This is a genomic window from Microbacterium sp. UNCCL10 (genome assembly GCF_000746195.1).
Taxonomy (GTDB): domain Bacteria; phylum Actinomycetota; class Actinomycetes; order Actinomycetales; family Microbacteriaceae; genus Microbacterium; species Microbacterium saccharophilum.
The window spans coordinates 1,063,617-1,090,333 of the sequence record NZ_JQKT01000007.1; the positions used below are offsets into that span (position 1 = coordinate 1,063,617).

Below are 26,717 nucleotides of genomic sequence, written 5' to 3' on the forward strand. Positions count from 1 at the left end.
GCCGCGGGGGCTCACGCGCCCCCGCGGCCCTCGGACCTCACGCCGGTGCGGCTGCGGCGTGACGTCCGGGCGCCGACCCGTCGTCCTCGACGGCGACGTCGGCGCGGAGGATGAGCACCGGGCAGCGGGCGTGCGCCGCGCAGGCATTGCTGACCGAGCCGAGCAGCAGACCCGCGAACCCGCCATGGCCGCGGCTGCCCAGGACGAGCATCTGCGCATCCTTGCTCGCCCCGATGAGGGCGTCGGCCGGCGACCCGGGCAGGGTGGTCGCGGTGAACCGCTCGGGAGGCGTGCCTCCGAAGGCGGCGGTGACCGCCTCGTCGAGGGCGGCGCGGGCGTGCTCCTCCGGTGACCAGTCGCCCAGGAGCGCGTAGTCCACGTACGGCGGGTAGACCCAGGTCGTGATCGCCTCCAGCGGAGCGTCCAGCACACGGGCGAGGCGCGCCGCGTAGCGCAGCGCGGCGATGGAGGATGGCGACCCGTCGACCCCGACGATGATCCGGTCCGTGTCGGTGTGCTCGCTCATGGCGTGTCCCTTCTCGCAGGTCGGTCTTCCCTGCCACTCTGCGTCGCGCGGCCCCCGCTCCGTCGGGTCGAAGGTCCCGCGAGGGCGGTCGCCAAGACGGCACCGGTCCACGCCGCCGCCGCGGGGCGAACCGGCGACGCACCTGAACGCTTCCTGTGAACGGGCGGGATCGTGTGTAGCCTCCCAGTCGTGGGCGCCCCCGGGGCGCGTCATCCCTTCGGGTTGGAGAGTCCATGAAGTTCTTCCAAAGGCTCGGCAGATCGATCATGCTTCCGGTGGCCGTGCTGCCGGTCGCGGCGATCCTGTCCGGCATCGGGTTCTGGATCAAGAGCGCCAACGGCGGCGACCACAACGTCGTCTCCGCGTTCCTCGCGGCGGCCGGCGGCGCGCTGCTGGACAACCTCGCGCTGCTGTTCGCCATCGGCGTCGCCATCGGCATGGCGCGGAAGTCCGACGGTACCTCGGCGCTGGCGGGCCTCGTCTCGTGGCTGACCGTCACGACGATGCTCAGCCCCGCCACGATCCAGACGCTCACCGGCGCCACGATCGAGGACGTCGACCCGGCGTTCGGCAAGGTGCAGAACGTCTTCGTCGGCATCATCTGCGGCCTCATCGGCGCGTGGTGCTACGACCACTTCAAGGACACGAAGCTTCCCGACGCGCTGTCGTTCTTCTCCGGCAAGCGCTCGGTCGCCATCGTCACGGCGGGCCTCTCGCTCGTCGTCGCGATCGCGCTGATGTTCATCTGGCCGATCGTCTACGGCGGTCTCGTGACCTTCGGCGAGTGGATCGCCACGCTCGGGCCCATCGGCGCCGGCATCTACGGCTTCCTCAACCGACTCCTGATCCCGCTGGGCCTGCACCACGCCCTGAACTCGGTGTTCTGGTTCGACGTCGCCGGCATCAACGACCTCAGCAACTTCCTCAACGCGGACGGCACCTTCGGGGTGACCGGCCAGTACATGACGGGCTTCTTCCCGATCATGATGTTCGGCCTTCCCGGTGCCGCCCTGGCGATCTACCTGACCGCGAAGACCACGCGGAAGAAGGTCACCTACGGCATCATGCTGTCGGCCGCGTTCGCCTCGTTCTTCGTCGGCGTCACCGAGCCGCTCGAGTTCTCGTTCATGTTCCTGGCGCCCTGGCTCTACGTCATCCACGCTCTCTTCACGGGCATCTCGATGGTGATCGCGACGCTCCTGCCCGTGCGGATGGGCTTCGGCTTCTCGGGCGGCTTCATCGACCTCGTCCTGCAGTGGATGAACCCGCTCGCACAGAATCCCTGGCTGATTCCGGTGATGGGCGTGTTCTGGTTCTTCGTCTACTTCTTCACGTTCCGTTTCGTCATCAAGCGGTTCGACCTGAAGACGCCCGGCCGGGAGGACGACGCGGATCTCGTCGACGACGACACGGTCGCCTCCACGGCGACGGGCTACCACGCCACGGCCGCGAAGTTCATCGACGGGCTCGGCGGCGCGGAGAACATCACCGACCTGGACAACTGCGCGACCCGCCTGCGCATGGAGGTCGCGGACGTCTCGAAGGTCGACGAGCGCGCTCTGAAGCGTGCCGGCGCCGCCGGCACCGTGAAGCCCGGCGGGAAGTCGGTGCAGGTCGTCTACGGCCTGAACGTGCAGTTCGTCAAGGACGCCATGGAGGACATCATCGAGGGCCGGCACGTCGTGACCGCCGCGCCGGATGCCGACCTCCCGGCGTCGGGCGGACGCACCGCGGTCGCGGCACCCGCCGCCGTGAGCCTCGCGCTGCGCCAGCCGGTCGCCGGCAGGGTCCTGCCGCTGTCGGAGGTGCCGGACGAGATGTTCGCGGCCGGCACGATGGGACCGGGCATCGCGGTCGAGCCCACAGGGGACACGATCGTCGCTCCGGCGGACGGCACCGTCGCGTCGGTCTTCCCGATCGGACACGCCATCGGGCTGGTGCTGGAGGACGGCACGGAGCTGCTCATCCACATCGGCATCGACACCGTGACGCTGAAGGGCGAGGGCTTCCAGACGCTCGTCACGGCCGGGCAGACGGTGACCGAGGGCACGCCGCTCGTCCGGTTCGATGCCGCCAGGATCCGCGCGGCGGGGCTGTCGACCATCACGCCGATCATCGTCCTCAACAACGAGAACGCGAGCGTCACCCTCCGGTGACGCGGGTCCGGGTCAGCTCGCCGGCTCGATGAGAGCCGGCGAGTTGTTCCGGACGTTGCCGACCGCGCGGTCGACGACGTACGACTCGAGCGTCTCGGCGAGGGCCGGAGCCGCGTCGATCGCGGCATCGAGCACGTCGCCGACGTTCTCGGTGGTCGGGTCCAGCCACGCGTCCGCGTGGTCGGCGTCGATGAACAGCGGCATCCGATCGTGGATGGAGCCGAGCGGCCCGACGGCGTCGCGCGTCATGATCGTGAAGCTGAGCAGCCAGCGGGCGGGATCGTCGTCGGCCTTGCCGGGGTCCTTCCACCACTCGTACAGACCGGCGAACAGGAGGGGCGATCCATCGGCGGGGTGGATGAAATGCGGCGTCTTCACGCCGTCCTCCGTCTTCCACTCGTAGTACCCGGTGGCGGGGATCACGGCGCGGCGCTTGATGAGCGCCTGCCGGAACATCGGCTTGTCCTCGACCTCCTCGGAGCGCGCGTTGAACGCGCGCACGCCGACGGACGGGTCCTTCGCCCAGGCCGGGACGAGCCCCCAGCGCGCGGACTCGAGCCGCCGGACGGGCGGCTCGCTCTTCGCGGAGTCGAGGACGATCGCCACCCGATCGGTCGGGGCGATGTTGTACGAGGGCGCCGGGAGGTCCTCACCCTCGACGTCGACGCGGAGGACGTCCACGAGCTCGGATCCGACATTGGCCACCACGAAACGACCGCACATGCCGCCAGCGTACGCGGGGTCGCCGACACGCCGGGTCAGTCGGCGTCGAGCACGCCCACTTCGGAGAGCCGGTCGAGCAGGCCCGCGCCGTCCGGCCCGGTGACCCACGGCACTGCCGCGGCGGAGTGGTCGTTGACGGCGGTCCGGCCACCGGCCAGCACGGCCTCGGCGGGGGACAGGCGGCGGATCGCGACGGCCGTCACGTGCCCGGGGAACTCGCTCGTGAAGCTCGTGTAGAGGTCGTCGTCATGCTGACCGTCATCGCCGATCAGCATCCACTTGACGTCCGGGAACTCGCGCGCCAGCCGCCGCAGGTTCTCCTGCTTGTGCTCGCGGCCGCTGCGGAACCACCGGTCGTGCGTGGGACCCCAGTCGGTGAGCAGCAGCGCGCCGAGCGGGAAGAGATGCCGGCGCAGGAAGCGCACGAGGGTGGGCGCCACGTTCCACGCGCCGGTGGAGAGGTAGACGACGGGGGAGCCCGGGTGATCCCGGACGAGGCGCTCCAGCAGCACGGCCATGCCGGGGACGGGCTGGCGGGCGTGCTCGTCGAGGACGAAGGAGTTCCACGCCGCGACGAAGGGCCGCGGCAGTGCCGTGACCATGACGGTGTCGTCGACGTCGGAGATGACGCCGAACCGGACATCGGCGCCCACGACGAACACGCGGGTCTCGACGGGCTCGGAGCCCTCGACCGACATCGTGATGGCCTGCCAGCCGGGGGAGAGCCGGGCTTCGATCACGGCGTCGATGACGCCGCCGCGGTCGGCGACGACCTCGTGCGTCACCCCGTCGATCGTGATGGAGACCTGGGCGAAGCCGACCGGGACGGCCGCGAAGCTCCGCCAGCCGCGGACGCTCGCGTACTCGCCGCGCTGCGTGCGCACCGGCGGGACGATGAGGGCGCGGCCCAGCACGCGGACCCACTGCTCGCTGCCGTACCCGGGGTACGCCGCGACCGTCGGAAGCTGCCCGCGCCGGCGGGCACGGCGCTCCCGCCAGGAGTGGAACCGGTACTCCAGGCGCGCGAGCCACAGGATCTTCGCGCGGGCGTTGCGGGGGGTGGGCATCGACTCAGTCTCCCACGCCGTCGGAGGAGGGCCGGACCTCGGCCTCGTCCTCCAGACGCAGGTGACGCGACTCCCGGGCGACGATGACGCGCTTGGCGACATACGCGAGCAGCAGGAAACCCACGATGACCCCGACGAAGATGTAGCCCGCGAAATGCAGCTGGTCGGCGAGCTCGCGGTAGGTCCCCGCCGCCGCGGCGGCGACGCTGACGTACAGCACGGCCCACACGGCGCATGCCGGAGCCGTCCAGGCGAGGAAACGACGGTAGGCGAACCCGCTCATGCCCACCGTGAGCGGCACGAGGGAGTGCAGGACCGGCAGGAACCGGGAGAGGAAGATGGCCGGGCCGCCGCGGCGGCGGAGGTACAGCTCCGCGCGCCGCCAGTTGTCCTCGCCCACTTTCGCCCCGAGCTTCGAGAAGCGGATGCGGGGACCCAGCCAGCGCCCGAGCAGGAAGCCGATGCTCTCCCCGATGAGCGCGCCCACGATCACGGCGACCACGAGGAGCGCGCCCTCGACGACGGAGCCGACGGCGGTGCCCGCGACGATGACGATCGTGTCACCGGGCACGACGAGCCCCACCAGCACGCTCGTCTCGAGCATGATCGCGAGTCCCGCGAGCAGCGTCCTCAAGACCGGGTCCACACTCTGCACCGCGTCGAGGAGCCACGTGAGGAACTCGTTCACGGCACCAGACTATGACCGGATGCGCCGGTCTAGCCTGTGAGGGTGCCTCCTGTCCTCGCCGCCCGCGCGCTGGCCGGCTGGACGGATCCCGCCGTCCTCCATGCGAACGGTCCCGCGCGCGCCGCGCACAGCTTCTGGCTGGACGCCGGCCCCGCCGCCACGACGGGGTGGAGTCTCCTCGGGACCGGCACGCCGGGTGACCCGCGCGCGCCGCAGCAGGTCACCGTCGCGCCGGCGGTGCGGTCGTCGCTTCCGCTGCCGTTCGGCGGCGGCTGGGTCGGCTGGCTCGGGTACGACGCCGCCGCGGCGCGTGCGGGGGCGCCGGCGTCGGCCGACGACACCGCCCCGGCCGAGATGTGGCTCGAGGTCGACCGGTTCGTCGCCGTGGACCACACGACGCGGACGCTGTGGGCGGTCGCGCCGCCCGGGGCGCTCGACGCCTTCGTCGCGCAGGTGGAGTCCTGGCGTGCGGGCGCGCTGCCGCCCCCGACGGCCCCGCCTCGTCGCGTGGCCCGCGGGCGTCACGCGCCGGGCGCGTACGCGGCGCTCATCGGCCGGTGCCGCGAGGCCATCCGTGCGGGGGATGCCTATCAGCTGTGCCTGACGACGCGTTTCGACGTGCCGGCATCCGCAGAGCCGGTGGATGCCGTCGCGACCTACCTGGCCCTCCGCGAGGCGACGCCCGCACACCACGGGGGGCTGCTGCGCAGCGGCCCGTACGCCCTCGCCAGCGCGAGCCCGGAACGGTTCCTCGAGATCGGCGACGGCATCGTGCGGACCCGCCCGATCAAGGGCACGCGGCCCCGTTCCGACGACCCCGCCGCCGACGCGGCCCTGGCTGCGGAGCTGCGCGCCAGTCCGAAGGAGCGCGCCGAGAACGTCATGATCGTCGACCTCATGCGCAACGACCTGCAGCGCGTGTGCCTGCCGGGCACGGTCGGCGTCGAGGAGCTCCTCGTCGTCGAGTCGTACCCCGCCGTCCATCAGCTGGTCAGCGCCGTCGGCGGGCGGCTGCAGCCGGGGCGCACGGTCGGGGACGTGCTGGATGCCGCCTTCCCGGCGGGGAGCATGACCGGGGCGCCGAAGCTGTCGGCGATGACGATCCTGCACGCGCTGGAGGACGCGCCGCGCGGCGTGTTCGCGGGATGCTTCGGCTGGGTCGGCCACGACGGCACGGCCGACCTCGCGATGGTCATCCGCTCGATCGTGGTGCACCCGGGAGGGGCGTCGGTCGGCGCCGGCGGCGGCATCACGTGGGGGTCGGATCCCGGTGCGGAGGTCGCCGAAGTCGGGGTGAAGGCCCGCGGTCCGCTCGCCGCGCTCGGGGCCGCGCTGCCACCGGGCTGGTGAAACGGCGCGTCCGGTAACCTGGGAGGGCGCGCACTCCGCGTACTCCCGCTCCAGCACGATTGGCTTCCCTTGTCCACGACCTCCACGCCCGACACCACTGCCATCCCGGAGGACGGTGCCTCCGACACGTACGCCATCCAGGCGAAGTGGCAGCGACGGTGGGCCGAGGCCGACCCGTTCCGCGCGGGAGGCGATGACGACACCCGGCCGCGCAAGTACGTCCTCGGGATGTTCCCGTACCCGTCCGGCGACATGCACATGGGGCACGCGGAGAACTACGCGTATGTCGACACGGTGGCGCGCTTCTGGCGCCACCGCGGCTACAACGTGCTCAACCCGATCGGCTGGGACTCCTTCGGGCTGCCTGCCGAGAACGCCGCCATCCAGCGCGGGGCGGACCCGCGCGAGTGGACGTACGCGAACATCGCGCAGCAGAAGGCGAGCCTGCAGCACTTCGGCACGTCGTACGACTGGAGCCGGGTGCTGCACACGAGCGACCCGGAGTACTACCGCTGGAACCAGTGGCTGTTCCAGCGGCTGTACGAGCGCGGCCTCGCCTACCGCAAGGCGAGCCCCGTCAACTGGTGCCCGAAGGACCAGACCGTCCTCGCGAACGAGCAGGTCGTCGACGGGCGCTGTGAGCGGTGCGGCACCGAGGTCGTCAAGAAGAAGCTGACGCAGTGGTACTTCAAGATCACCGACTACGCCGACCGCCTGCTGGATGACCTGAATCAGCTCGAGGGGTTCTGGCCGCAGAAGGTCATCCGGATGCAGCGCAACTGGATCGGCCGCTCCGTCGGCGCCGACATCGACTTCGAGATCGAGGGCCGCGCCGAGAAGGTCACGGTCTTCTCCACGCGGCCGGACACGCTGCACGGCGCCACCTTCTTCGTCGTCGCGCCCGACTCCGACCTCGCCGCCGAACTGGCATCCGGTGCCTCGGCAGAGGTGCGCATGCGCTTCCAGGACTATCTGGAGCGCGTGCAGAAGGAGACCGACATCGAGCGGCAGAGCACCGACCGCCCGAAGACCGGCGTCTTCCTGGACCGGTACGCCATCAACCCCGTCAACGGGGAGCGACTGCCCGTCTGGGCCGCCGACTACGTCCTGGCCGATTACGGCCACGGCGCCGTCATGGCCGTGCCCGCGCACGACCAGCGCGACCTCGACTTCGCGCGCGCCTTCGGTCTGCCCGTCAAGGTCGTCGTGGACACGACGGCGCCCGTCACCGGCGCCATCCCCGTGATCGAACTCGACGAGCAGGGCGTCCCGATCGATCCGGGCTCCGCGGAGCCGGACCTCACCGACCTCGACCCCGCCCGCACCGGCGTGGCACTCACGGGGGACGGCCGCCTCGTCAACTCCGGTCCGCTGGACGGCCTGTCCAAGCGCAACGCGATCGCCCGCGTCATCGAGCAGCTCGAGGCGGCCGGCACCGGCCGGGCCGCGAAGTCGTATCGGCTGCGCGACTGGCTGATCTCCCGCCAGCGGTTCTGGGGCACCCCCATCCCGATGGTCCACACCGAGGACGGCCGGATCGTCCCGGTCCCCGACGAGGAGCTCCCGCTGCGTCTGCCCGACGCGCACGGGCTCGACCTCGCCCCGAAGGGCACGTCGCCGCTCGGCGGCGCGACCGAGTGGATGCAGACCGTCGACCCCGAGACCGGCGAGCCGGCGCTGCGCGACCCCGACACGATGGACACGTTCGTCGACAGCTCGTGGTATTTCCTCCGCTTCCTGGCGGCGAACGACCCGGCCGAGGCCTTCCCGTCCCGTGAGGCGGACAGGTGGGCGCCGGTCGACGCGTACATCGGCGGTGTCGAGCACGCGATCCTGCACCTGCTGTACGCGCGGTTCATCACGAAGGTCCTCTTCGACATGGGGCTCATCTCCTTCACCGAGCCGTTCTCGTCGCTGATCAATCAGGGCATGGTGCTGCTCAGCGGCTCGAAGATGTCCAAGTCGAAGGGCAACCTCGTCGAGTTCGCGTCGAGCATGGTCGACCCGGGCGCCGACGCCGTCCGCATCGCGATCGCCTTCGCCGGGCCCGTCGAGGACGACATCGACTGGGAGGACGTGTCGACCACGGGCGCGCAGAAGTTCCTGGCCCGTGCGCTGCGCGTCGCCCGCGACGTCGCGAGCCCCACCGATGTCGCCTGGAAGGACGGGGATGCGGCGCTGCGCCGCGTCACCCACCACCTCTGGGCGGACGCCCCCGGCCTCGTCGAGCACACGAAGTTCAACGTCGTCGTGGCACGCCTCATGGAGCTCGTGAACGCCACCCGCAAGGTGATCGACAGCGGTGCCGGCGCAGCCGACCCGGCCGTGCGGGAAGCCGCCGAGGCCATCGCCATGGTGCTCGACCTGTTCGCACCGCACACGGCGGAGGAGATGTGGGAGATCCTCGGCTACGAGCCGTTCGTCGGTCTCGTGCCGTGGCGTCAGGCCGACCCGACCCTCCTCGTCGAGGAGTCGGTCACCGCGGTCGTGCAGATCGACGGCAAGGTGCGCGGCACCCTCACGGTGCCCGCCCGCGTCTCCGCCGACGAGCTCGAGGCCCTCGCCCGCACGGACGAGAAGGTCGTCCGCGCCCTGGCCGGTCGCGCGATCACGCGGGCCGTGGTCCGGGCGCCGAAGGTCGTCAGCTTCACCACGTCCTAGCCTCCTCCCCGGCGGGGGCGGAGCGCCGTCCGTCCACGTCTTCGTGAAGCGCGGCTCCCCGCCGCCGCGGCAGGTGCGAACCTGGCGCGGTGAGCGGAACGGCCGAGGCGGCGCGTGCACGCCGGCGTCTCGGCGTCGGCGCCGCGATCGTCGTGGTGCTCGCCGCTGCCGCGATCACGGTGCTGATCGGGGTCGTCCGGACGACCGGGACCACCGCCGAGGTGGTCCCGCTGCCGACGACGGCCGTCAGCCCGGCGGCCCTCTACGTCCATCTGGCCGGCGCCGTCGCGCAGCCGGGCCTGTACCGCCTCGACGAGGGGGCGCGGCTCGTGGACGGCGTGGCCGCCGCCGGCGGGTTCGCGGGCGACGCCGACCGTTCGGCGGTGAACCTGGCGCGACTCCTCACGGACGGCGAGCAGGTGCACGTGCCCCGGGTGGGGGAGGCGCCGCCGCCAGGGGGCACGGCGGGCACGGCGGGCGACGGCGACGGCCTCGTCAACCTCAATACGGCCGCGGCCACGGAGCTGGACACCCTGCCGCGCATCGGCCCGGCACTCGCGGAGCGGATCATCGCGTGGCGGGAGGAGAACGGCCGCTTCACGAGCGTGGAGGACCTGCTGGCCGTCCCCGGCATCGGCGAGAAGATGCTCGCGGGTCTCCGCGACCTGGTGACCCTGTGAGCAGTCGCACGGCGCGCCGGCGCGACCTGCGGCTCGTGCCGGTCGCCCTCGCCGCGTGGGTCGCGGCGGGTGTCGCGACGCATCTGCCGGCGGCGTCGCCGGGCATCGCCGCGGGACTGTGGGCGCTCGCTGCCGGGCTGCTGGCGGTCGCGTCGCGGACGCCGGGACGACGGCGCGCGGACGCGGCCCTGGCGGCCGTGGCCCTCGCGTGTGCGGCCGCGGTCGCGAGCCACGTGGCGCTCGCGCAGCCGGCGCGCGCGGCGGCATCCGCTCTGGAGGTCGACGGCGGGCGCGTGATCGCCGTGGACGCGAACGTCGTCGGCAAGGTCGAGCGCGGCGCATCCGGCTGGCGGTTCGACGCGCTCACGGAGCGGATCGCGTACGGGGACCGCGCGTTCACGGCACCCGTGCCCGTGGTCGTGCGGACCGGTGACGCACCCGCGGGCCTCGACCTGGGCGCGCGCATCCAGCTGCGGGGCACGGCCTTCCGTGCGGATGCCGGCGACCGGGCCGTGCTCGTCATCCGGGCGGGCCCGGGCCTCCGGCTGCGGGCGCCGCCGGCCGGCGTGCTCGCGGCGGCCGCCGAACTCCGTGGCGGCCTGCAGGAGACCGTCGCGGGTCTGCCGCAGCCGGCGGCCGGGCTCATCGCCGGCCTCGCGGTCGGCGACACGTCGGCGGTCACCGCGGACCTCGACACCGCCATGAAGACGGCATCCCTGTCGCATCTGACGGCGGTCTCCGGCGCGAACTGCGCGCTCGTCGTCGGGCTCGCCTTCGCCGCCGCGGCGCTCACCGGCGCCTCACGCGGTCTCCGGGTCGCGGCCGGAGTCGCGACGCTGTCGGCCTTCGTCGTGCTCGTCTCGCCGGAGCCGAGCGTCGTGCGGGCCGGGGCGATGGCGGCCATCGCGATGCTCGGCGTGCTGCTCGGCCGGATCGGGGCGGGCATGTCGGTCCTCGCTCTCGCGATCACGGTGCTGCTGATCGTGGACCCGTGGCTCGCGGGATCGCTCGGCTTCGCGCTGTCCTCCGCCGCAACGGCGTCGCTGCTCCTGGCTGCGGGACCGCTCGCGGACGGTTTTGCCCGGTGGATGCCGCGACCGCTCGCCCTCGCGCTCGCGGTGCCGCTCGCCGCGCAGCTCGCGTGCGGGCCGCTCATCGTCCTCATCGACCCGCGGGTCGCGGTGTATGGCGTCGTGGCGAACCTGCTCGCCGCCCCGGCCGCGCCCGTCGGCACGGTGCTCGGCCTCGCGGCCTGCCTGACGGCGGGGATCCCGCTGATCGGCCCGGGGCTCGCGGCGCTCGCCTGGGTGCCCTCGGCGTGGATCGCCGGCACCGCCACCACGTTCGCGGCGCTGCCCGGCAGCAGCGCGCCCTGGCCGGAGGGGCTGCCCGGGCTCGCCCTGCTGGCGATCGTCGGCGCGTGCGCGGCGGCGCTCATCGTGCCGGGGGTGGCGCCCGCCGTGCGCCGGACGGCGGTCCTGCTGCTCGCCGCGTTCCTCGGCGTCGGCGTCGCCGCCGGGCCGGTCGCGGCGCTCATCGATCGTGTGCGCGTGCCGGCGTGGTCGATCGTGGCGTGCGACGTCGGTCAGGGCGACGCCGTGCTGCTGCGGTCGGCGGGACGGGTCGCGCTGGTCGACACCGGTCCGGACCCCGCACCGCTCGGCGCCTGCCTCGACAGGTTCGGGGTGGCCCGCATCGACCTCCTCGTGCTGACCCACTTCGACCTCGATCACCGCGGCGGGGTCGCCGCCGTCCGGGGGCGGGTCGACACGGTGCTGCACGGGCCGCCGTCGTCACCCGAGGATGTCGCCCTGCTCGCCGGCCTCTCCGACGGTGGCGCCCGGCTCGTACCCGGCCACGCGGGGGTCTCGGGGACCCTGGGCGAGGCAGGCTGGCGCGTGCTGTGGCCGCGGGCGAGGGAACAGGGCTACGGGCCGGGCAACGACGCGGGCGTCATCCTGGCCGTGGAGGGAGGCGGAATCCCCTCGACCGTGCTGCTCGGTGACCTGTCGGCATCCGCCCAGCAGGGACTCCTCGCGACAGGACGCGTGCCCCGGGGCGTGGCCGTCGTGAAGGTCGCCCACCACGGCAGCGCCGACCAGGAGCCCGCGCTGTACGCGCGCCTCGCGCCGCAGGTCGCGCTCGTGACCGTGGGGGAGAACACCTACGGACACCCGCGGGACGAGATCCTCGATGTCCTGGACGGGCTCGGCGCGACGGTGCTGCGGACCGACCGCGGCGGCGCCGCCCTCCTGTGGCGCACGGGCGAGGGCATCCACGTCTGGCGGGCCGACGCGTCCGCCGGTGTCACGGGCCGTCAGTAGGCTGGAGGGATGACGCCCGCTCCGCGCCGCCCCGCCGCGCGCACCGCCTCGGCGATCCCGCAGATCTCCTGGCGGGCCCCGCAGCCGGCGCCCATCGTGCTCGTGTCGGGCCCGGAAGAGGTCTGTGCCGAGCGTGCGACGGCCGGCATCCGCGAATTCCTCCGTGCGGAGGATCCGAGCCTCGAGGTCTCCGACCTCCGCGCCGACGACTACGCACCCGGGTCGCTCTTCGCCGTCACGTCGCCCTCGCTGTTCGCCGAGCCGCGGCTCGTCCGCGTCACGGGTGTGGAGAAGTGCAGTGACGCGTTCCTGACCGAGGCGCTCGCGTATCTGGAGTCACCGCAGGACGGAGCGACCGTCGTGCTCCGCCACACGGGCGCGAGCGTGCGGGGCAAGAAGCTCCTGGATGCCATCCGGTCGGGCACCGGCGGCGGCGTGGAGATCGCGTGCCCGGCCATCAAGCGCGACTCGGACAAGTTCGACTTCGCCGCGGGGGAGTTCAAGGCCGCGCAGCGCCGCATCGCTCCCGCCGCCCTCCGCGCGCTCGTCTCCGCGTTCGCGGACGATGTGACCGAGCTCGCCGCGGCCTGCCAGCAGCTCATCTCCGACGTCTCCGGCGACATCGGCGAGGACGTCGTGCAGCGGTACTACGGCGGCCGGGTCGAGGCATCCGCGTTCACCGTCGCCGACACGGCCATCGCGGGTCGTTACGGCGAGGCGCTCATCGCGCTGCGGCACGCCCTCGCCAGCGGCGCCGACCCGGTCCCGCTCGTCGCGGCGATCGCCTCCAAGCTGCGCACGATGGCGCGGGTCGCCGGCTCCCGCGAGCCCGCCCGCGAACTCGCGTCGCGTCTCGGGCTCAAGGACTGGCAGGTCGACCGCGCGCGACGCGACCTCGCCGGCTGGTCGGAGGCGTCCCTGGGCATCGCGATCCAGGCCGCGGCACGCGCCGACGCCGAAGTGAAGGGCGCCTCGCGCGACCCCGTGTTCGCGGTCGAACGCCTCGTCACGGTCATCGCGACCCGCGCGCCGTACGGCGCCTGACCGCGCACACCGTCCGCGCGAGCCCGGCGCGGGTCGCGCCCGGGAACGACGAAGGCCCGCCCCCGGAGGGGCGGGCCTTCGTGACAGACGAGGCTCAGAGAGCGGCGACCTGCTTCGCGATCGCCGACTTGCGGTTCGCAGCCTGGTTCTCGTGGATGACGCCCTTGCTCACGGCCTTGTCGAGCTTCTTCGATGCCTGGGCGAGAGCCTTCTCGGCGGCGGCCTTGTCGCCGGCGGCGATGGCCTCGCGGGTGCGGCGCACCTCGGTCTTCAGGCCGCTCTTGACGGCCTTGTTGCGCTCGTGCGCCTTCTCGTTGGTCTTGTTGCGCTTGATCTGCGACTTGATGTTCGCCACGTTCGACGTATCTTTCGTTCGGAGTTATCGATGGATGTGCCGAGAGACAAGAGAGGGCTGTCGCACGGCGGTCGTGTGAGAGAGGAGCCCACACGCAAGCCAATCACCGAGTCTATCAGGTTTCGCTCCGACGGCCGTGCCGCGGCGCCCGTCGACATCGGGTCGGGCATGATCGATCCTGCCGGATCCGGCCCGTGACGAAGGAGCACCGTGGCATCCTCCCCGCCGCCCGCACGCGTCAGCGCCCGGTGGTTCTCGTTGTTCGCCCTCGCATGGCTTGCGATCTGGGCCGTGCAGCTGACGCCGCTGCAGCTTCTCATCCCGCTCCAGCTGGACACGCCCGGGGGAGAGGGCGAATGGATCGGCGGCGTCGTGGTTTCGGGGCTCGTGCTGGGCGTCGGGGGGCTCGTGGCCCTGCTCGCGACGCCTCTCGCCGGTCACCTGTCCGACCGCACCGGCTCGCCCCTCGGCCGCCGGCGGCCGTGGGCACTCGCGGGCACGGCGCTCATGACCGTGTCGCTCATCGGAACGGCGTTCGCCTCGGGCCCGCTCGCGGTGGGCCTCGGCTGGACCGGTCTGTCCCTGGGGGTGGCGATCTCCTCGGCCGCGTTCACCGCCCTCATCGCCGATCAGCTCTCCGACCAGCGCGGCGCGGCCTCCGCGGTCGTCGGGTCCACGCAGGCCGTCGGGCTCATCGTGGGCGTCGGGACGATCGCGCTCCTCGACCTCGACGTGACGGGCGGGTACCTCGTGCTCGCCGCGCTCGTCGCGGTCTCCGGAGCGGCGGCGGCTCTGCTGCTGCCCGACCCCGCTCGCGGCATCGCCCTGCCCACGCGGCACGAGCCGCCCGCCGCGCGCTGGGCGGTGCTCCGCAACCGCGACTTCACCTGGATGCTAGGCGGGCGTTTCGTCGTCAACCTGGGCAACGCGCTCGGGACGACGCTGCTGCTGTTCTTCCTGCGCTATGGCGTCGGCACCCCGGCCGCGCAGGCCGAGGACGACCTGCTGCTGCTGATCCTCGTGTACACCGTGTTCGTCGTGGCGGCCTCGGTCGTCGGCGGGCGGATCTCGGACCGCACGGGAAACCGCCGGCGGCTCGTCGTCGGGGCCGCACTCGTCCAGGCGGTCGCCGCCGCCCTTCTCGCGGCGGTGGCGACCTACCCCGTGGCGCTGGTGGCGGCGGCGATCCTCGGGGTGGGCTTCGGCGCGTTCACGTCGGTGGGCCTCGCACTCGCGACCGATCTCCTTCCCCGCGCGGAGGACCACGCGCGCGACCTCGGCCTCGTCACGGTCGCCGCCAACCTGGGCCAGCTGCTCGGCCCGCTCATCGGGGCGGCGCTGGTCGCCCTGGTCGGCGGGTTCTGGCTCCTGTTCGCGAGCGCGGCGCTGCTCTCGGTCGCGGGCGCCGTCATGACGTCCCGCGTCAGCGCCCGGCATCCATCGTCGCGAGAGCCAGATCCAGCACCGCGTTGAACACCCGCGGGCGCATCGCGGTGACGAGGTGCGTCGTGCGCGGCACCACGATGAGCTCCGAGTCGGGCACGAGCGACACGAAGAGGCGCTCGTTGACGCGCAGCTGGTCGTACTGGCCGTTGACGAACCACGTCGGCACGTCGATGCGGCGCAGCGCCGCCAGGAGATCGAGGACCGACAGGCTCGCCAGGGCGACGTCCTGCGCGTCGTACGCATAGCCGCCGGCACCGAAGTCGCCGCGCGTCTCGGGTGGCAGGGTGCCGGCCAGCACGCGGTCGGTGAACCACTGGCCGCGGCCGGGGAGCGCATTGAACCCGCGGGCGAGCGTGCGGTACGCCCGCAGCCCCAGCCCTCGGGGGATCGCGCAGCAGGAGGCGGCGATGAAGGCGTCCACGGGCGGACGCGTCTCGCGTCCGACGTACTCGATGCACAGGAGGCCGCCCATCGAATGACCGGCCAGCAGCACGCGGCCGCGTGCGGCGGCATCCTGCACTGCCGCGTCGATGGTCCGCATGGCCTCGTCGAGCGTGAACTCCTCGCCCCGCCGGGTGCCGTGCCCCGGCAGGTCCACGGCGACGGCGGGGATGCCGCGCTCTTCGAGGTGCGCGAGCTGCGCGCGCCACATCGATGCGGAGGTGCGGATCCCGTGCACCATCACGACCGAGATCGTCATGGCCTCAGCCTAGGAGGGGCGGCGCGGGCGCCGCCCCTCCCGGAGCCGGGATCAGCGAACGACCCGCACACTCACCGTGCGGCTGGAGGACCCCTCGACCGTCTGGGGGTCGCTCGGCACGAAGACGGCCGTGTACTGGTGGATGCCGCGGCTCAGGGTGCCGAGCCGGAGCGTCGCCGTGCCGGACTTCACGGTCGCCGTGCCGACGAGCGTGCCGTCGGCGCCGCCCTCGCGGAACTCCACGACACCGCTCGGGCGCCCGCCGTCCTGCGTCACGGCGGCCACGAGGGTCGTCGGGAGCAGGCGGTTGATGTGGATCGGCAGGATCGCCCACAGGCGCGTCTGCGTCTCCGCCTTCACCTGCGCGGCCTCGACCGTCAGCGGCACGGTGACGACCGTGCCGGACGGCGCGGCTGTCAGGGTGAGGGCCGCCGCGCCGGCAGGCGTGCCGGCGGGGAGCGTCACCGACACGGTGGCGGCGCCGCCCGTGACGGGGACGGACCCCAGCACGGTCTCGCCGAGCGCGACCGCCAGCGTCGTGTTCAGCGGCGCACCCCGGCTCGTGAGGTCCAGGCCCGCGACGGAGAACTGCACCGTCTCCCCGGCCCGCACGCTCTCCGGCACGCCGGCCACCTGCACGGCGCGACGGGCGAAGGAGGGCTCCAGCGGGGAGTTGTCGGCGATGTAGTCGACCCACGCCTGGTAGTCCTGCAGGCCCGTGTCGACGTAGTCGGTGCCCTGCGTGAACACGCGGAAGTTGTCTCCGCCGGTCGCCAGGAACGAGAACGTGCCGATGCGGTACTGCCCGGCCGGGTCGAGCGGCTGCCCGTCGACCGTGACCGATGTGATGCGCTGCCCCTCGGGTAGGGACGGGTCGAACGTGTAGGACACGTTGTCACTGAGCCCCAGCTGGAGGTAGGGGCGCTGCGGGATGTTCCCCGCGGCATCCCGCTGCCACTGCTGCTCGAGCATCGTGGTGAACTGCGCCCCGGTGAGCGTCACGAGGGCCAGGGTGTTGTTGAACGGCAGCACCGCGTTGGCCTGCGAGAACGAGACCGTCCCGTCCGCCATCCCCGGGATGGCCGTCGCGCCGAACTCGGCCTGCGTGTCCCACAGGTCGGCGCGCAGACCGCCCGGGTTCGTGACGCCGATCGTCGCACCGTTCGGCAGGTCGGCGAGCGAGTCGCGCAGCATGTTGCCCACCGCGTTGCCGAGCGAGGACTCCGCGGCGCGGTTGTCGCGCGTGCCGCCCGTGTAGACACCGTCGACGTACGATCCGCCGCTGAAGGCCGTCGTGATGTCGCCGCCGACCTCGCCGATGGCCGTGTTGCCGATCTCGGCGGCGTCGGCCAGGGCCTTCTTCACGATCTCCGAGACGGCCGCGACGCGGTCGTACTGGGCGATGAGCGTGGCGTCGTCGGTCGTGGTGCGGTTGACGTTGCGCTCGGTGTGCGCCGTGATCTCGCCGGTGGCCGGGTCGACCGTCAGCGTGATCTCGCCGATCCGCGCGCCGTACGAGCCGGTCTGGACGACGGGCCGCGTGCGGTCCGTGCCGGGGATCGGCGCCGACCACGCGTACTCCTTGTGCGTGTGGCCGGTGAAGATCGCGGCGACCTCGGGGGAGGTGTCCTCGATGAGGGAGGCGAAGGGCCCGCCGGCGGCGATCTCCTCCTCGAGCGTCGCGCCGTCCGAGGTGCCGGCCCCGGCGCCCTCGTGGTACAGCGCGATGAGCACGTCCGCCTCGCCGTTCGCGGCGTCGCCGTCGGTCAGCTGCGCCGACACGCGGTTCACGGCCTCGACGGGGTCGCCGAAGGCGAGGTCGACGATGCCGGCCGGGGAGACGAGCGAGGGGGTCTCCTCGGTGACGGCGCCGATGACGCCGACCGTGAGGCCGCCGGCATCCAGCAGCGCGTACTCGTCGAGCGCGGGCGTCTCGGTGCCCGCGAGGTACACGTTGGCACCCAGCTGTGGCGCGTCGAACGCGTCGGACACGCGGCCGGACAGGTCGGCCCACCCGCGGTCGAACTCGTGGTTGCCGACGGCGGATGCCTGCAGGCCGAGCGCGTTGAGCACATCGATGGTCGGCTGGTCCTTGGCGACCGCCGACGGGAACAGCGACGCGCCGATGTTGTCGCCCGCGGAGAGGAACAGCACGGGACCGGATGCGGCGTCCCGCAGCTGCTCGACCGTTCCGGCGAACTTCACGGTGTTGTTGTCGATGCGGCCGTGGAAGTCGTTGATGCCCAGCAGCGTCAGGGTGACCGGCGCCGCGTCGGCGTCGAGGCCCACGAGCACGGGGTCGTGGTCGCTCGAGCGGTAGACGTCGGCCGCGTAGAACTCGGCACCGTGCGAACGGAACCGGCTGTACTCCAGCGCCACCGACTCGCCCGAGTTGATGTTCCAGACGTCGGCGCCGGTGGCCCGGTCGCGCGCCGCCTGGTTCAGCAGCACGTGGTCGAGCGACCCGGACAGGCCGGAGAAGCTGTACGACTGCGTCGGGACGTCGAAGGCCTGCTCCGCGTCGGCGTAGCCGGCGTCGTAGAGCACCTGCAGCGGGTCCTCCTGACCGTACGAGTTGAAGTCGCCGACGAGGGCGACGGCGTCCACATCGCCGCGGATGGTCGACACCCAGTCGCGCAGCGCCGTCGCCTGGCGGACGCGGGACTCGTTGGACGAGCCCTGCCCGTCGCCGGCGTCGGCGTCGCCGGGCCACGGCCCGGCGGATCCCTTGGACTTGAAGTGGTTCACGACGAACAGCAACGGCGCGCCGCCGCCCGCGGGTTCGAAGACCTGCGCGATGGGCTCGCGGGCGTTGCCGAACGCCTCGCCGGCGCCGCTCTGGTCGCCGAGCGCGCGCGCCGCGCCGACCGGGCTGACGGCGGCGGGCTGGTAGATGATCGCGTTCGTGATGACGTCCTGCTCGGACACGTCCGGCAGGTCGGCCGACGAGGGGACGTACGCCCACGTGCCGGCACCGGCCGCGGCGTTGAGCGCGGCGACCAGGGTCGCGGTGGCCTCGTCGGCCTGTTCGCCGAGGGCCGCGGAGTTCTCGATCTCCATGAGGCCGACGACGTCGGCATCCAGCGCCCGGATGGCCGCGACGATCTTGTCCTGCTGGCGCGTCAGGTCGGCGGCGTCCCACGCCCCGCGCTGGTCGCACCCGTCGCGGACCGTCACCCCGTCGCCGAGGCGGTCGGTGTACGCGACGCACGAGGCGTCCTCGTTCCCGAGGGTCGTGAAGTAGTTGAGGACGTTGAACGAGGCGATGGACAGATCGCCGCCGACGGCGTCGGGAGCCGGTGTCCGCGGGTTCGCGAACGCGACCCCGTCCGCCCCGGTGCCGTCGCCGACGAGCGGGGTCGTGGGGTTCAGCTTCCAGGCGTTGTTGCGGTAATCGACGATCACGGGTGCCGCGAAGGTGAGCGAGGCGCCGACGACGACCGGTTCGGTGAGCGAGACGTAGGCCGGGATGAGGGCGCTGTTCGCGGCGCTCAGGTAGTTGATCGTCGTGCCATCGTCGAGGGTGACGGCGCGGGCGGCGTTGTCTGCGGCGATCGCGGCGGCCTCCGGGGTGCCGGGGCGCGCGGCGTCGGTGGGCTGACGCAGGGGAGTGGTGCCCGCCGCGAGCCCGACCTCGCCGTACTGGTTGGTGGCGTAGGTGTTGCTCACCGTGAACGCGCCCTGCGGCTGCACGAGCATCGACTCCAGGGCCTCCCGCTCGGCAGGGGTGGCCGGCCAGGGGACGGTCGCGGGGATCGGAGCCGCGGCGTCAGCGATCTTGGTCGCGCCGCCGGCGGCGACGGTCAGCTCGGTGAGGCCGCTGAACTCCGAGACGACACCGGTCACCTCGACCGTGTCGCCGAGCGCGACCTCGCCGACGGCGCCGGGCGCGTAGACGAAGAGGGCATCGGATGCCGTGTGCGCCGCGTCGAGCGCGCCGCCGGTGCCGGGTGTCTGGATGACGTACCCGTTGAAGCCGCCCTGCGGGTAGTGCGCCGTGACGACTCCCGTCGTGGTCACGGTCGCGCCGGCCAGCGGCGACGCGTCGCCGGTGCCCTGGATCTCGGCGATCGTGGCGGTCGTCGGCTCGGGTTCGGGGTCTCCGCCGCCGTCGCCCAGGGCCGTCGGGGTGGGCGCGCCGAGGGTGAAGTCCGCCGCGTTGTCGGCGGTGTTCGTGAACGCCGCGTCGCGGGCGATGCTGCGGGCGTTGTCGGTGCGGGGAGCCGCCGCCGAGCCGGCGAACGCGTTCGCGCTGCCCCAGCCGACCAGGTCGACGACCTGCTCGAGCGCGGCCACGCCGGTCGCGCCGGCGAGCGCGGTCTGGGCCGACACGAGCGCGACCTTGCCCTCCGAGCCGCTCATCGCGATCGTGCCTTCGACGTCCGGGGTGAAGGCGGGCAGGGCGGTGTTGGCCCCGGTCGCCTGCCCGATCAGGAGCTGCTCACCCGCCGGGAGCGTCACGCCCGTGAGGTTCGTGACCTGCCAGGAGGTGCCCGACGCCGAGGCGTACTGCACGCTGTAGGCGCCGAGGTCGACGGCCGTGTCGCCGACGTTCGCGAGCTCGATGAAGTCCCGGTTCCAGGCGGCTCCGCTGTTGCCGCCGCCGCCGTAGACCTCGCTGATGACGATGTCGGCATCGGGGCTGACGGCCGCGACGGCGACGCTCGGGGTGAGCGCGATGCCGGCGGATGCCGTGATGGTGGCGGCGAAGATCGCGCCCAGCCGAAGTCGGGCCGGGCGCGCGGAGGGGCGGTCGGTGTGCTGCGTCACAGTGTGTGTTCTCCCGTGCGGCTCGGGCGCGTGAGGGTTTCGCGCAGAATCCGTCCGCAACACCGAGCATTCGGTGCAACCGGCCCGTTCGACAAGTGACAGATCGGTTAACTCTTTCTCATCGAACCCGTTCTGGCGTGTCACGCTCGGGACCCCGTATGGTTCACCGCTCGCGGACGCCGCCGCGCAGCATCCCGCTTCCCCGCCGGTAGACTTCACGGGACATGTCACCCCGTGCCCTGAAGCCTCTCGAGCCGTCTGCGACCCCTCCTGAGCTGATCCGCAATTTCTGCATCATCGCCCACATCGACCACGGCAAGTCCACGCTGGCCGACCGGATGCTGCAGATCACCGGCGTGGTCTCCGACCGCGACATGCGCGCGCAGTACCTGGACCGCATGGACATCGAGCGCGAGCGCGGCATCACGATCAAGTCGCAGGCCGTGCGGATGCCGTGGACGACGCCGGAGGGCACCTTCGCGCTGAACATGATCGACACGCCCGGGCACGTGGACTTCACCTACGAGGTGTCGCGCTCGCTCGCCGCCTGCGAGGGCGCCATCCTGCTGGTCGACGCGGCGCAGGGCATCGAGGCCCAGACGCTCGCGAACCTGTACCTGGCACTGGAGAACGATCTGCAGATCATCCCGGTGCTGAACAAGATCGACCTGCCGGCAGCCGACCCGGAGAAGTACGCGAAGGAGCTCGCCGGTCTCATCGGCGGACGTCCCGAAGACGTCCTGCGGGTCAGCGGCAAGACCGGCATGGGGGTCGAGGAGCTCCTCGACCACGTCGTCGCGCAGATCCCGGCTCCCCAGGGCGACCCGGACGCCCCGTCCCGCGCCATGATCTTCGACTCGGTCTACGACGCGTACCGCGGCGTCATCACGTACGTCCGCATGATCGACGGGTCGCTGAAGCCGCGCGAGCGCATCCAGATGATGTCGACCCGCGCGGTGCACGAGCTGCTCGAGATCGGCGTGTCCTCGCCCGAACCCGTTCCCACGAAGGGTCTCGGGGTCGGCGAGGTCGGCTACCTCATCACGGGCGTGAAGGACGTGCGGCAGTCGAAGGTCGGCGACACCGTGACGAACGCGGCGAAGCCGTCGTCCTCTCCGCTGCCGGGCTACACCGACCCGAAGCCGATGGTCTTCTCCGGGCTGTACCCGATCGACGGCAGCGACTACCCCGTGCTCCGCGAAGCGCTCGACAAGCTCAAGCTGTCCGACGCGTCCCTGAACTACGAGCCGGAGACCTCCGTCGCCCTGGGCTTCGGGTTCCGCTGCGGGTTCCTGGGTCTGCTCCACCTGGAGATCGTGACGGAGCGCCTGGAGCGCGAATTCGGTCTCGACCTCATCTCCACCGCGCCGTCGGTGACCTACGAGGTCGTCACCGACGACAAGAAGACCTTCACCGTCACCAACCCCAGCGAGTTCCCGTCCGGGACGAAGATCTCCAGCGTCACGGAGCCGATGGTCAAGGCCGCGATCCTCGCGCCCAAGGACTACGTCGGCACGATCATGGAGCTCTGCCAGTCGCGTCGCGGCACACTGCTGGGCATGGAGTACCTCGGCGAGGACCGCGTCGAGATCCGCTACAGCATGCCGCTCGGCGAGATCGTCTTCGACTTCTTCGACCACCTGAAGTCCAAGACCGCCGGCTACGCGTCGCTGGACTACGAGCCGAGCGGCGACCAGGAGGCCGATCTCGTGAAGGTCGACATCCTGCTGCAGGGCGAGCCCGTCGACGCGTTCAGCGCGATCGTGCACCGCGACAAGGCCTACGCGTACGGCGTGCTCATGACCGAGCGCCTGAAGAAGCTCATCCCGCGCCAGCAGTTCGAGGTGCCCATCCAGGCCGCCATCGGCGCCCGCATCATCGCCCGCGAATCGATCCGCGCCATGCGCAAGGACGTCCTCGCCAAGTGCTACGGCGGCGACATCAGCCGCAAGCGCAAGCTGCTGGAGAAGCAGAAGGAGGGCAAGAAGCGCATGAAGATGGTCGGTCGCGTCGAGGTCCCCCAGGAGGCGTTCATCGCCGCCCTCTCCGGCGACGTCGAGAGCAAGGACAAGAAGTAGGCTGGAGCCCATGCGCCGCGGGAGCTTCCAGGACGGGACAGTGGACTACGCCGCCGTCGGGGCGACTCAGGCGGCCGACCTCATGGGCTACCCGCCCGAGAAGAGCGTCCCCGCCGAGGCCTCCTGGCGGATCGGCAGCGGCCAGGCCCGGTTCGCCTCGTCCGCCGACGCCCTCCTGGCCTGGAGCGCCCTGCGCGGCGCGGGTCTGGAACTGACCGACGTGCGCCCGGCCGCCGGGCCGATGTACTCCGGCGTCAGCTTCGATGCCGAGGGCAACCCGCTCGTGCCGAGCCGGATGGAGGCGGACCAGCGCTTCGACGCCGACGGGACGCCCTATGTCGCGGCGGGGACGACGATCCGCGTGCACGGGCGTGTCAAGGCGATGCGCGCCGACGCCGAGCTGCGGGTCATCTACGTCATCGAGGAGCCGCGGCGGGTCGGGTTCGCGCTCGGCACCGTGTCCGACTCGGTCGTCAGCGGCGAGGAGTCGTTCCTCGTCGACTGGCGCGACAACGATGAGGTGTGGTTCACGGTGCGGGCGTTCGACCGTCCCGTCGCGCCGCTCTACCGGCTCCTGCCGCCCCTGACCAAGCGGCGCCGCCGGGAACTCTTCCAGGGGTACCTGCGCGCGATCTCGCCGCTGTACGCCACCCCCGCCTGATGGGCGCCGCGCTCCCCGTCGGCGATCCCGCCCCGCGCGACGGCGCACTGCCGGCCGACATCGCACCGTCACCGGAGACCGACTTCGGCGTGTACCTGCATGTGCCGTTCTGCCGCGTACGGTGCGGCTACTGCGACTTCAACACCTACACGGCCACCGAACTGCGCGGCGCACGGCAGGACGCGTACGCGGACGAGGTGCTGCACGAGGTCGCGCTGTCGCGGCGGGTCCTCGCCGAGCGCGGACCGCTCCGGCCCGCCCAGACCGTCTTCTTCGGCGGCGGGACCCCGACCCTCCTGCCCCCCGGCGACCTCGCCCGGATGCTCACCGGCGTCCGGGAGACGTTCGGTCTCGCCGACGGCGCCGAAGTGACGGTCGAGGCCAATCCGGACACCGTCACCGACGCCGTGGCCGCCGAGCTCGCCGCCGCCGGGGTCACGCGGCTGTCGATCGGGATGCAGTCCGCCGTGCCGCACGTCCTCGCCGTCCTGGACCGCACCCACGACCCGGCCCGGGTCACGACCGCGGTCGCCGCGGCGCGCCGCGCGGGCCTGGACGTCAGCGTCGACCTCATCTACGGGTCGCCGGGGGAGTCCCTTTACGACTGGCGACGATCGGTCGATGCCGCGCTGGCCCTCGCGCCGGACCATATCTCGGCGTACGCGCTCATCATCGAGGACGGCACGAGGCTCGAGCGGCAGATCCGCCGCGGGGAGGTGCCCGCGCCGGACGACGACCTGCAGGCCGACATGTACGAGCTCGCGGACGACCTGCTCGCCGCGGGCGGCTACGGCTGGTACGAGGTGTCCAACTGGGCCAGGGATGAGCGGCACCGGTCGCGCCACAACCTCGCGTACTGGCGGGGGACCGACTGGTGGGGCTACGGTCCCGGCGCGCACAGCCACGTCGGGGGGCTCCGCTGGTGGAACGTCAAGCACCCTGCCGCCTACGCGCAGCGTCTCGCCGCCGGGGAGTCGCCCGCGGCCGGACGGGAGCGCCCCGACGAAGCCGCCCGTCGCCTGGAGACCGTGCTGCTGCGCTCGCGCATCGCCGAGGGCCTTCCCGTGTCGGAGGTCACCGGCGAGGGTCGCCGGGCCGTCGCCTCCCTCATCGCCGACGGGCTCATCGACGGGGCGGCGGCCGTGCACGGCCGCATCGTCCTGACCCGGCGCGGCCGGCTCCTCGCCGACGCCGTCGTCCGGGCGCTGACCGTCTGACCTCTCCGGAGGGGCATCCGTCCGCGCGGCGGGATAGAATTGGCACTCCAGGATCACGAGTGCCAGCGAGGAGGGACCATGGTCTCCGAACGAGGTCTGCAGGTCCTCCGCGCGATCGTGCAGGACTACGTCGACACGCGCGAGCCCGTCGGCAGCAAGGCGATCGTCGACCGCCACCACTTCGGCGTCTCGGCGGCGACGATCCGCAACGACATGTCGCTGCTCGAGGACGAGGAGCTCATCGCCGCCCCGCACACGTCGTCGGGGCGCATCCCCACCGACAAGGGCTACCGCGTCTTCGTCGACCATCTCGCCGAGCTCCGTCCGCTCACCGGCGCGCAGCGCGCCGCGATCTCCTCGTTCCTCGAGGCTCCTGTCGACCTCGACGACCTCCTCGTGCGCACCGTCCGGTCGCTCACCCAGCTCACCGGCCAGGTCGCCATCGTGCAGTACCCGTCCTTCGCGCGCGCGAGCGTCTCGCACGTCGAGTTCGTCCATCTCGGCGGGACACGCGTCGTCGTCATCGTCGTGACCGACACCGGCCGGGTCTCGCAGCGCGTCGCGTTCCTCCCGTTCGAGCCCGACGAGGACGAGACCCTCGCGGTCAAGGCGCAGGTCGCGTCTCTCGTGACCGGGAAGAGCGTGCGCGACGCCGCGCAGGCCGTGACCGACCTGCTCGCCGTCGAGGGCGCCGGCGACCGGCGTGACCTCGCGCTGCGCACGGTCGCGCGAATCGTCTCCGAGGAGCTCGACGAATTCCGGCAGGACCGCCTCGTCATGGCCGGAGCCGCGACGCTCGCGCGACGGGAGAACGACTTCCGCGGCAGCATCTATCCGCTTTTGGAGGCCATCGAGGAGCAGGTGACCCTGCTACGGCTCATGAGCGAGATGGTCGCCGACGACAAGGGGCTCTCGGTGTCCATCGGGCAGGAGAACGAGTCGTTCGGGCTCTCCGAAGCGTCCGTCCTCGCGAGCGAGTACGACCCCACCGGCTCGCGGGCGCGCGTCGGCATCCTCGGCCCCACCCGCATGGACTATCCCACCAACCTCGCGGCGGTCCGCGCCGTCGCGCACTATCTCAGCCGACTGCTCGACGAAGACGAGCGGTCCCGCTGAACGACGCATACGCGCCCTCGCGGGCGCCCAGGAAAGGCGATTGTGGCTGATCACTACGAGGTACTCGGCGTGTCGCGAGATGCGACCCCCGACCAGATCAAGAAGGCGTACCGGCGGCTCGCCCGCGAACTGCACCCGGACGTGAACCCGGGCGCGGACGCCTCCGAGCGCTTCAAGCTCGTGACGCACGCCTACGACGTGCTCAGCGACCCGGAGCAGCGGCAGCGCTACGACATGGGCGGCGACAACAGCCCGTTCGGCGGGGCGCAGGGCTTCGGCGGCTTCGGGGACATCTTCGAGACGTTCTTCGGCGGAGGCGGGGGAGGGCGTGGGGGACGCCCCCGCTCGCGCCGCGAGCGCGGCCAGGACGCCCTCGTGCGCGTCACGCTGGACCTCGGCGACATCGTCTTCGGCGCGCACCGCGACATCGAGGTCGACACCGCCGTCCTCTGCGAGACGTGCCAGGGCTCGTGCTGCCAGCCGGGCACGCAGCCGGTCACGTGCGACATCTGCCACGGCTCCGGTCAGGTGCAGCGCACGGTCCGCAGCCTCCTCGGCAACGTGGTCACGTCGCAGCCGTGCACGACCTGCCAGGGCTACGGCACGACGATCCCGTACCCGTGCGCATCGTGCCAGGGCCAGGGGCGCGTCCGCTCGCGCCGCACCGTGTCCGTCGACATCCCCGCCGGCGTCGAGTCGGGCCTGCGCCTGCAGCTGCCGGGCTCCGGGGAGGTCGGCCCCGCCGGCGGCCCGAACGGCGACCTCTACCTCGAGGTCACCGTGGCGGCGCACGAGACGTTCAGCCGTGACGGCGACGACCTGCTCGCGACCCTCGAGGTCTCGATGCCCGACGCGATCCTCGGCACCACGACCCGCATCGCGTCGCTCGACGGCGATGTGGACCTCGAGGTGCGTCCCGGCATCCAGTCCGGCGACGTCCTGACGATCAAGGGCCGCGGCATCACCCCGCTGCGCGGCACGCAGCGCGGCGATCTTCGCGTCGGCATCCAGGTGGTCACGCCCACGCGGCTCGACGCCAAGCAGCGGGCCCTCATCGAGGACTTCGCGAAGAAGTCGAAGGCCCCGGCTCCCCGCCTCGCGGAGTTCCACCAGGGGATGTTCTCCAAGCTCCGCGACCGGTTCCGGAACGGCTGA

19 protein-coding genes are annotated in these 26,717 nt (G+C 72.3%); 12 read left to right on the top strand and 7 right to left on the bottom strand.

The window, feature by feature from the left end; genetic code table 11:
• Positions 1–37 precede the first annotated feature (37 nt).
• The gene (locus BR85_RS05345; RefSeq protein WP_081782674.1) at positions 38–526 is read right to left on the bottom strand and encodes a universal stress protein; all 489 of its coding nucleotides are present in this window, start codon (positions 524–526) and stop codon (positions 38–40) included.
• A gap of 233 nt (positions 527–759) precedes the next feature.
• Here BR85_RS05345 and nagE point away from each other — a divergent pair, with 233 nt between their 5' ends.
• Positions 760–2,682, top strand: coding sequence for an N-acetylglucosamine-specific PTS transporter subunit IIBC (gene nagE, locus BR85_RS05350; protein ID WP_028495589.1), 1,923 nt, complete (start codon positions 760–762; stop codon positions 2,680–2,682).
• A gap of 12 nt (positions 2,683–2,694) precedes the next feature.
• Here nagE and BR85_RS05355 read toward each other — a convergent pair whose 3' ends face one another.
• Genes BR85_RS05355 through BR85_RS05365 form a run of 3 tightly spaced genes read right to left on the bottom strand, consistent with a single transcriptional unit; the run spans position 2,695 to position 5,160 of the window.
• Positions 2,695–3,405 carry an SOS response-associated peptidase gene (locus BR85_RS05355; RefSeq protein ID WP_028495590.1) on the bottom strand — a complete coding sequence of 237 codons (711 nt, stop codon included), beginning with the start codon at positions 3,403–3,405 and terminating at the stop codon, positions 2,695–2,697.
• Between the two features lie 35 nt (positions 3,406–3,440).
• A complete protein-coding gene (locus BR85_RS05360) occupies positions 3,441–4,472 on the bottom strand; it encodes an App1 family protein (RefSeq protein ID WP_028495591.1) in 1,032 nt (343 codons plus the stop codon).
• 4 nt (positions 4,473–4,476) lie between these two features.
• Positions 4,477–5,160 carry a DedA family protein gene (locus BR85_RS05365; protein WP_028495592.1) on the bottom strand — a complete coding sequence of 228 codons (684 nt, stop codon included), beginning with the start codon at positions 5,158–5,160 and terminating at the stop codon, positions 4,477–4,479.
• Positions 5,161–5,202: 42 nt separating this feature from the next.
• Between BR85_RS05365 and BR85_RS05370 the strand changes: the two genes are divergently transcribed.
• The 5 genes from BR85_RS05370 (at position 5,203) to holA (ending at position 13,219) form a co-directional block, all read left to right on the top strand.
• Entirely contained in the window at positions 5,203–6,510 is a 1,308-nt protein-coding gene (locus BR85_RS05370) for an anthranilate synthase component I family protein (RefSeq protein ID WP_051526168.1), read from the top strand.
• Between the two features lie 69 nt (positions 6,511–6,579).
• Positions 6,580–9,171 carry a leucine--tRNA ligase gene (gene leuS, locus BR85_RS05375; protein ID WP_028495594.1) on the top strand — a complete coding sequence of 864 codons (2,592 nt, stop codon included), beginning with the start codon at positions 6,580–6,582 and terminating at the stop codon, positions 9,169–9,171.
• Between the two features lie 89 nt (positions 9,172–9,260).
• Positions 9,261–9,851, top strand: coding sequence for a ComEA family DNA-binding protein (locus BR85_RS05380; protein WP_028495595.1), 591 nt, complete (start codon positions 9,261–9,263; stop codon positions 9,849–9,851).
• Positions 9,848–12,175 carry a ComEC/Rec2 family competence protein gene (locus BR85_RS05385; RefSeq protein ID WP_028495596.1) on the top strand — a complete coding sequence of 776 codons (2,328 nt, stop codon included), beginning with the start codon at positions 9,848–9,850 and terminating at the stop codon, positions 12,173–12,175. The genes BR85_RS05380 and BR85_RS05385 overlap by 4 nt, the downstream gene beginning before the upstream one ends.
• Before the next feature lie 9 nt (positions 12,176–12,184).
• On the top strand, positions 12,185–13,219 hold the full coding sequence (gene holA, locus BR85_RS05390; protein WP_028495597.1) for a DNA polymerase III subunit delta: 1,035 nt from the start codon (positions 12,185–12,187) through the stop codon (positions 13,217–13,219).
• Between the two features lie 94 nt (positions 13,220–13,313).
• On the opposite strand, the gene rpsT is transcribed toward holA, so the two are convergent.
• The gene (gene rpsT, locus BR85_RS05395; RefSeq protein WP_028495598.1) at positions 13,314–13,574 is read right to left on the bottom strand and encodes a 30S ribosomal protein S20; all 261 of its coding nucleotides are present in this window, start codon (positions 13,572–13,574) and stop codon (positions 13,314–13,316) included.
• A 210-nt stretch (positions 13,575–13,784) separates the two neighbouring features.
• Between rpsT and BR85_RS05400 the strand changes: the two genes are divergently transcribed.
• Positions 13,785–15,047, top strand: coding sequence for an MFS transporter (locus BR85_RS05400; RefSeq protein WP_028495599.1), 1,263 nt, complete (start codon positions 13,785–13,787; stop codon positions 15,045–15,047).
• Here the strand turns inward: BR85_RS05400 and BR85_RS05405 are convergent.
• Together BR85_RS05405 and BR85_RS05410 are read right to left on the bottom strand one after the other, a co-directional pair.
• Positions 14,998–15,720, bottom strand: a complete 723-nt coding sequence (locus BR85_RS05405) for an alpha/beta fold hydrolase (protein WP_028495600.1) — start codon at positions 15,718–15,720, stop codon at positions 14,998–15,000. The two genes, BR85_RS05400 and BR85_RS05405, sit on opposite strands and share 50 nt — an antisense overlap.
• A gap of 51 nt (positions 15,721–15,771) precedes the next feature.
• Complete coding sequence (locus BR85_RS05410) at positions 15,772–20,490, bottom strand: ExeM/NucH family extracellular endonuclease (protein WP_424960581.1); 4,719 nt, start codon at positions 20,488–20,490, stop codon at positions 15,772–15,774.
• 224 nt (positions 20,491–20,714) lie between these two features.
• On the opposite strand from BR85_RS05410, the gene lepA reads away from it, so the two are divergent.
• The 5 genes from lepA to dnaJ all read left to right on the top strand — a co-directional run bounded on the left by lepA (position 20,715) and on the right by dnaJ (position 26,717).
• Complete coding sequence (lepA, locus tag BR85_RS05415) at positions 20,715–22,568, top strand: translation elongation factor 4 (protein ID WP_028495601.1); 1,854 nt, start codon at positions 20,715–20,717, stop codon at positions 22,566–22,568.
• A 10-nt stretch (positions 22,569–22,578) separates the two neighbouring features.
• Positions 22,579–23,229, top strand: a complete 651-nt coding sequence (locus BR85_RS05420; RefSeq protein ID WP_028495602.1) for a DUF1990 family protein — start codon at positions 22,579–22,581, stop codon at positions 23,227–23,229.
• Complete coding sequence (gene hemW, locus BR85_RS05425; protein ID WP_028495603.1) at positions 23,229–24,446, top strand: radical SAM family heme chaperone HemW; 1,218 nt, start codon at positions 23,229–23,231, stop codon at positions 24,444–24,446. Before BR85_RS05420 ends, hemW begins: the two co-directional genes overlap by 1 nt.
• A gap of 78 nt (positions 24,447–24,524) precedes the next feature.
• Positions 24,525–25,562 (top strand): heat-inducible transcriptional repressor HrcA, encoded by a 1,038-nt coding sequence (hrcA, locus tag BR85_RS05430; protein WP_028495604.1) that lies wholly within the window; start codon positions 24,525–24,527, stop codon positions 25,560–25,562.
• Positions 25,563–25,604: 42 nt separating this feature from the next.
• Positions 25,605–26,717 carry a molecular chaperone DnaJ gene (gene dnaJ, locus BR85_RS05435; RefSeq protein ID WP_028495605.1) on the top strand — a complete coding sequence of 371 codons (1,113 nt, stop codon included), beginning with the start codon at positions 25,605–25,607 and terminating at the stop codon, positions 26,715–26,717.

Bases quoted from the DNA above. Each gene is read 5' to 3' on its own strand.
- hrcA (WP_028495604.1), top strand. From the start codon at position 24,525: ATGGTCTCCGAACGAGGTCTGCAGGTCCTCCGCGCGATCGTGCAGGAC.
- lepA (WP_028495601.1), top strand. From the start codon at position 20,715: ATGTCACCCCGTGCCCTGAAGCCTCTCGAGCCGTCTGCGACCCCTCCT.
- BR85_RS05420 (WP_028495602.1), top strand. From the start codon at position 22,579: ATGCGCCGCGGGAGCTTCCAGGACGGGACAGTGGACTACGCCGCCGTC.
- nagE (WP_028495589.1), top strand. From the start codon at position 760: ATGAAGTTCTTCCAAAGGCTCGGCAGATCGATCATGCTTCCGGTGGCC.
- BR85_RS05360 (WP_028495591.1), bottom strand. From the start codon at position 4,472: ATGCCCACCCCCCGCAACGCCCGCGCGAAGATCCTGTGGCTCGCGCGC.
- BR85_RS05345 (WP_081782674.1), bottom strand. From the start codon at position 526: ATGAGCGAGCACACCGACACGGACCGGATCATCGTCGGGGTCGACGGG.
- BR85_RS05405 (WP_028495600.1), bottom strand. From the start codon at position 15,720: ATGACGATCTCGGTCGTGATGGTGCACGGGATCCGCACCTCCGCATCG.
- holA (WP_028495597.1), top strand. From the start codon at position 12,185: ATGACGCCCGCTCCGCGCCGCCCCGCCGCGCGCACCGCCTCGGCGATC.
- hemW (WP_028495603.1), top strand. From the start codon at position 23,229: ATGGGCGCCGCGCTCCCCGTCGGCGATCCCGCCCCGCGCGACGGCGCA.
- BR85_RS05355 (WP_028495590.1), bottom strand. From the start codon at position 3,405: ATGTGCGGTCGTTTCGTGGTGGCCAATGTCGGATCCGAGCTCGTGGAC.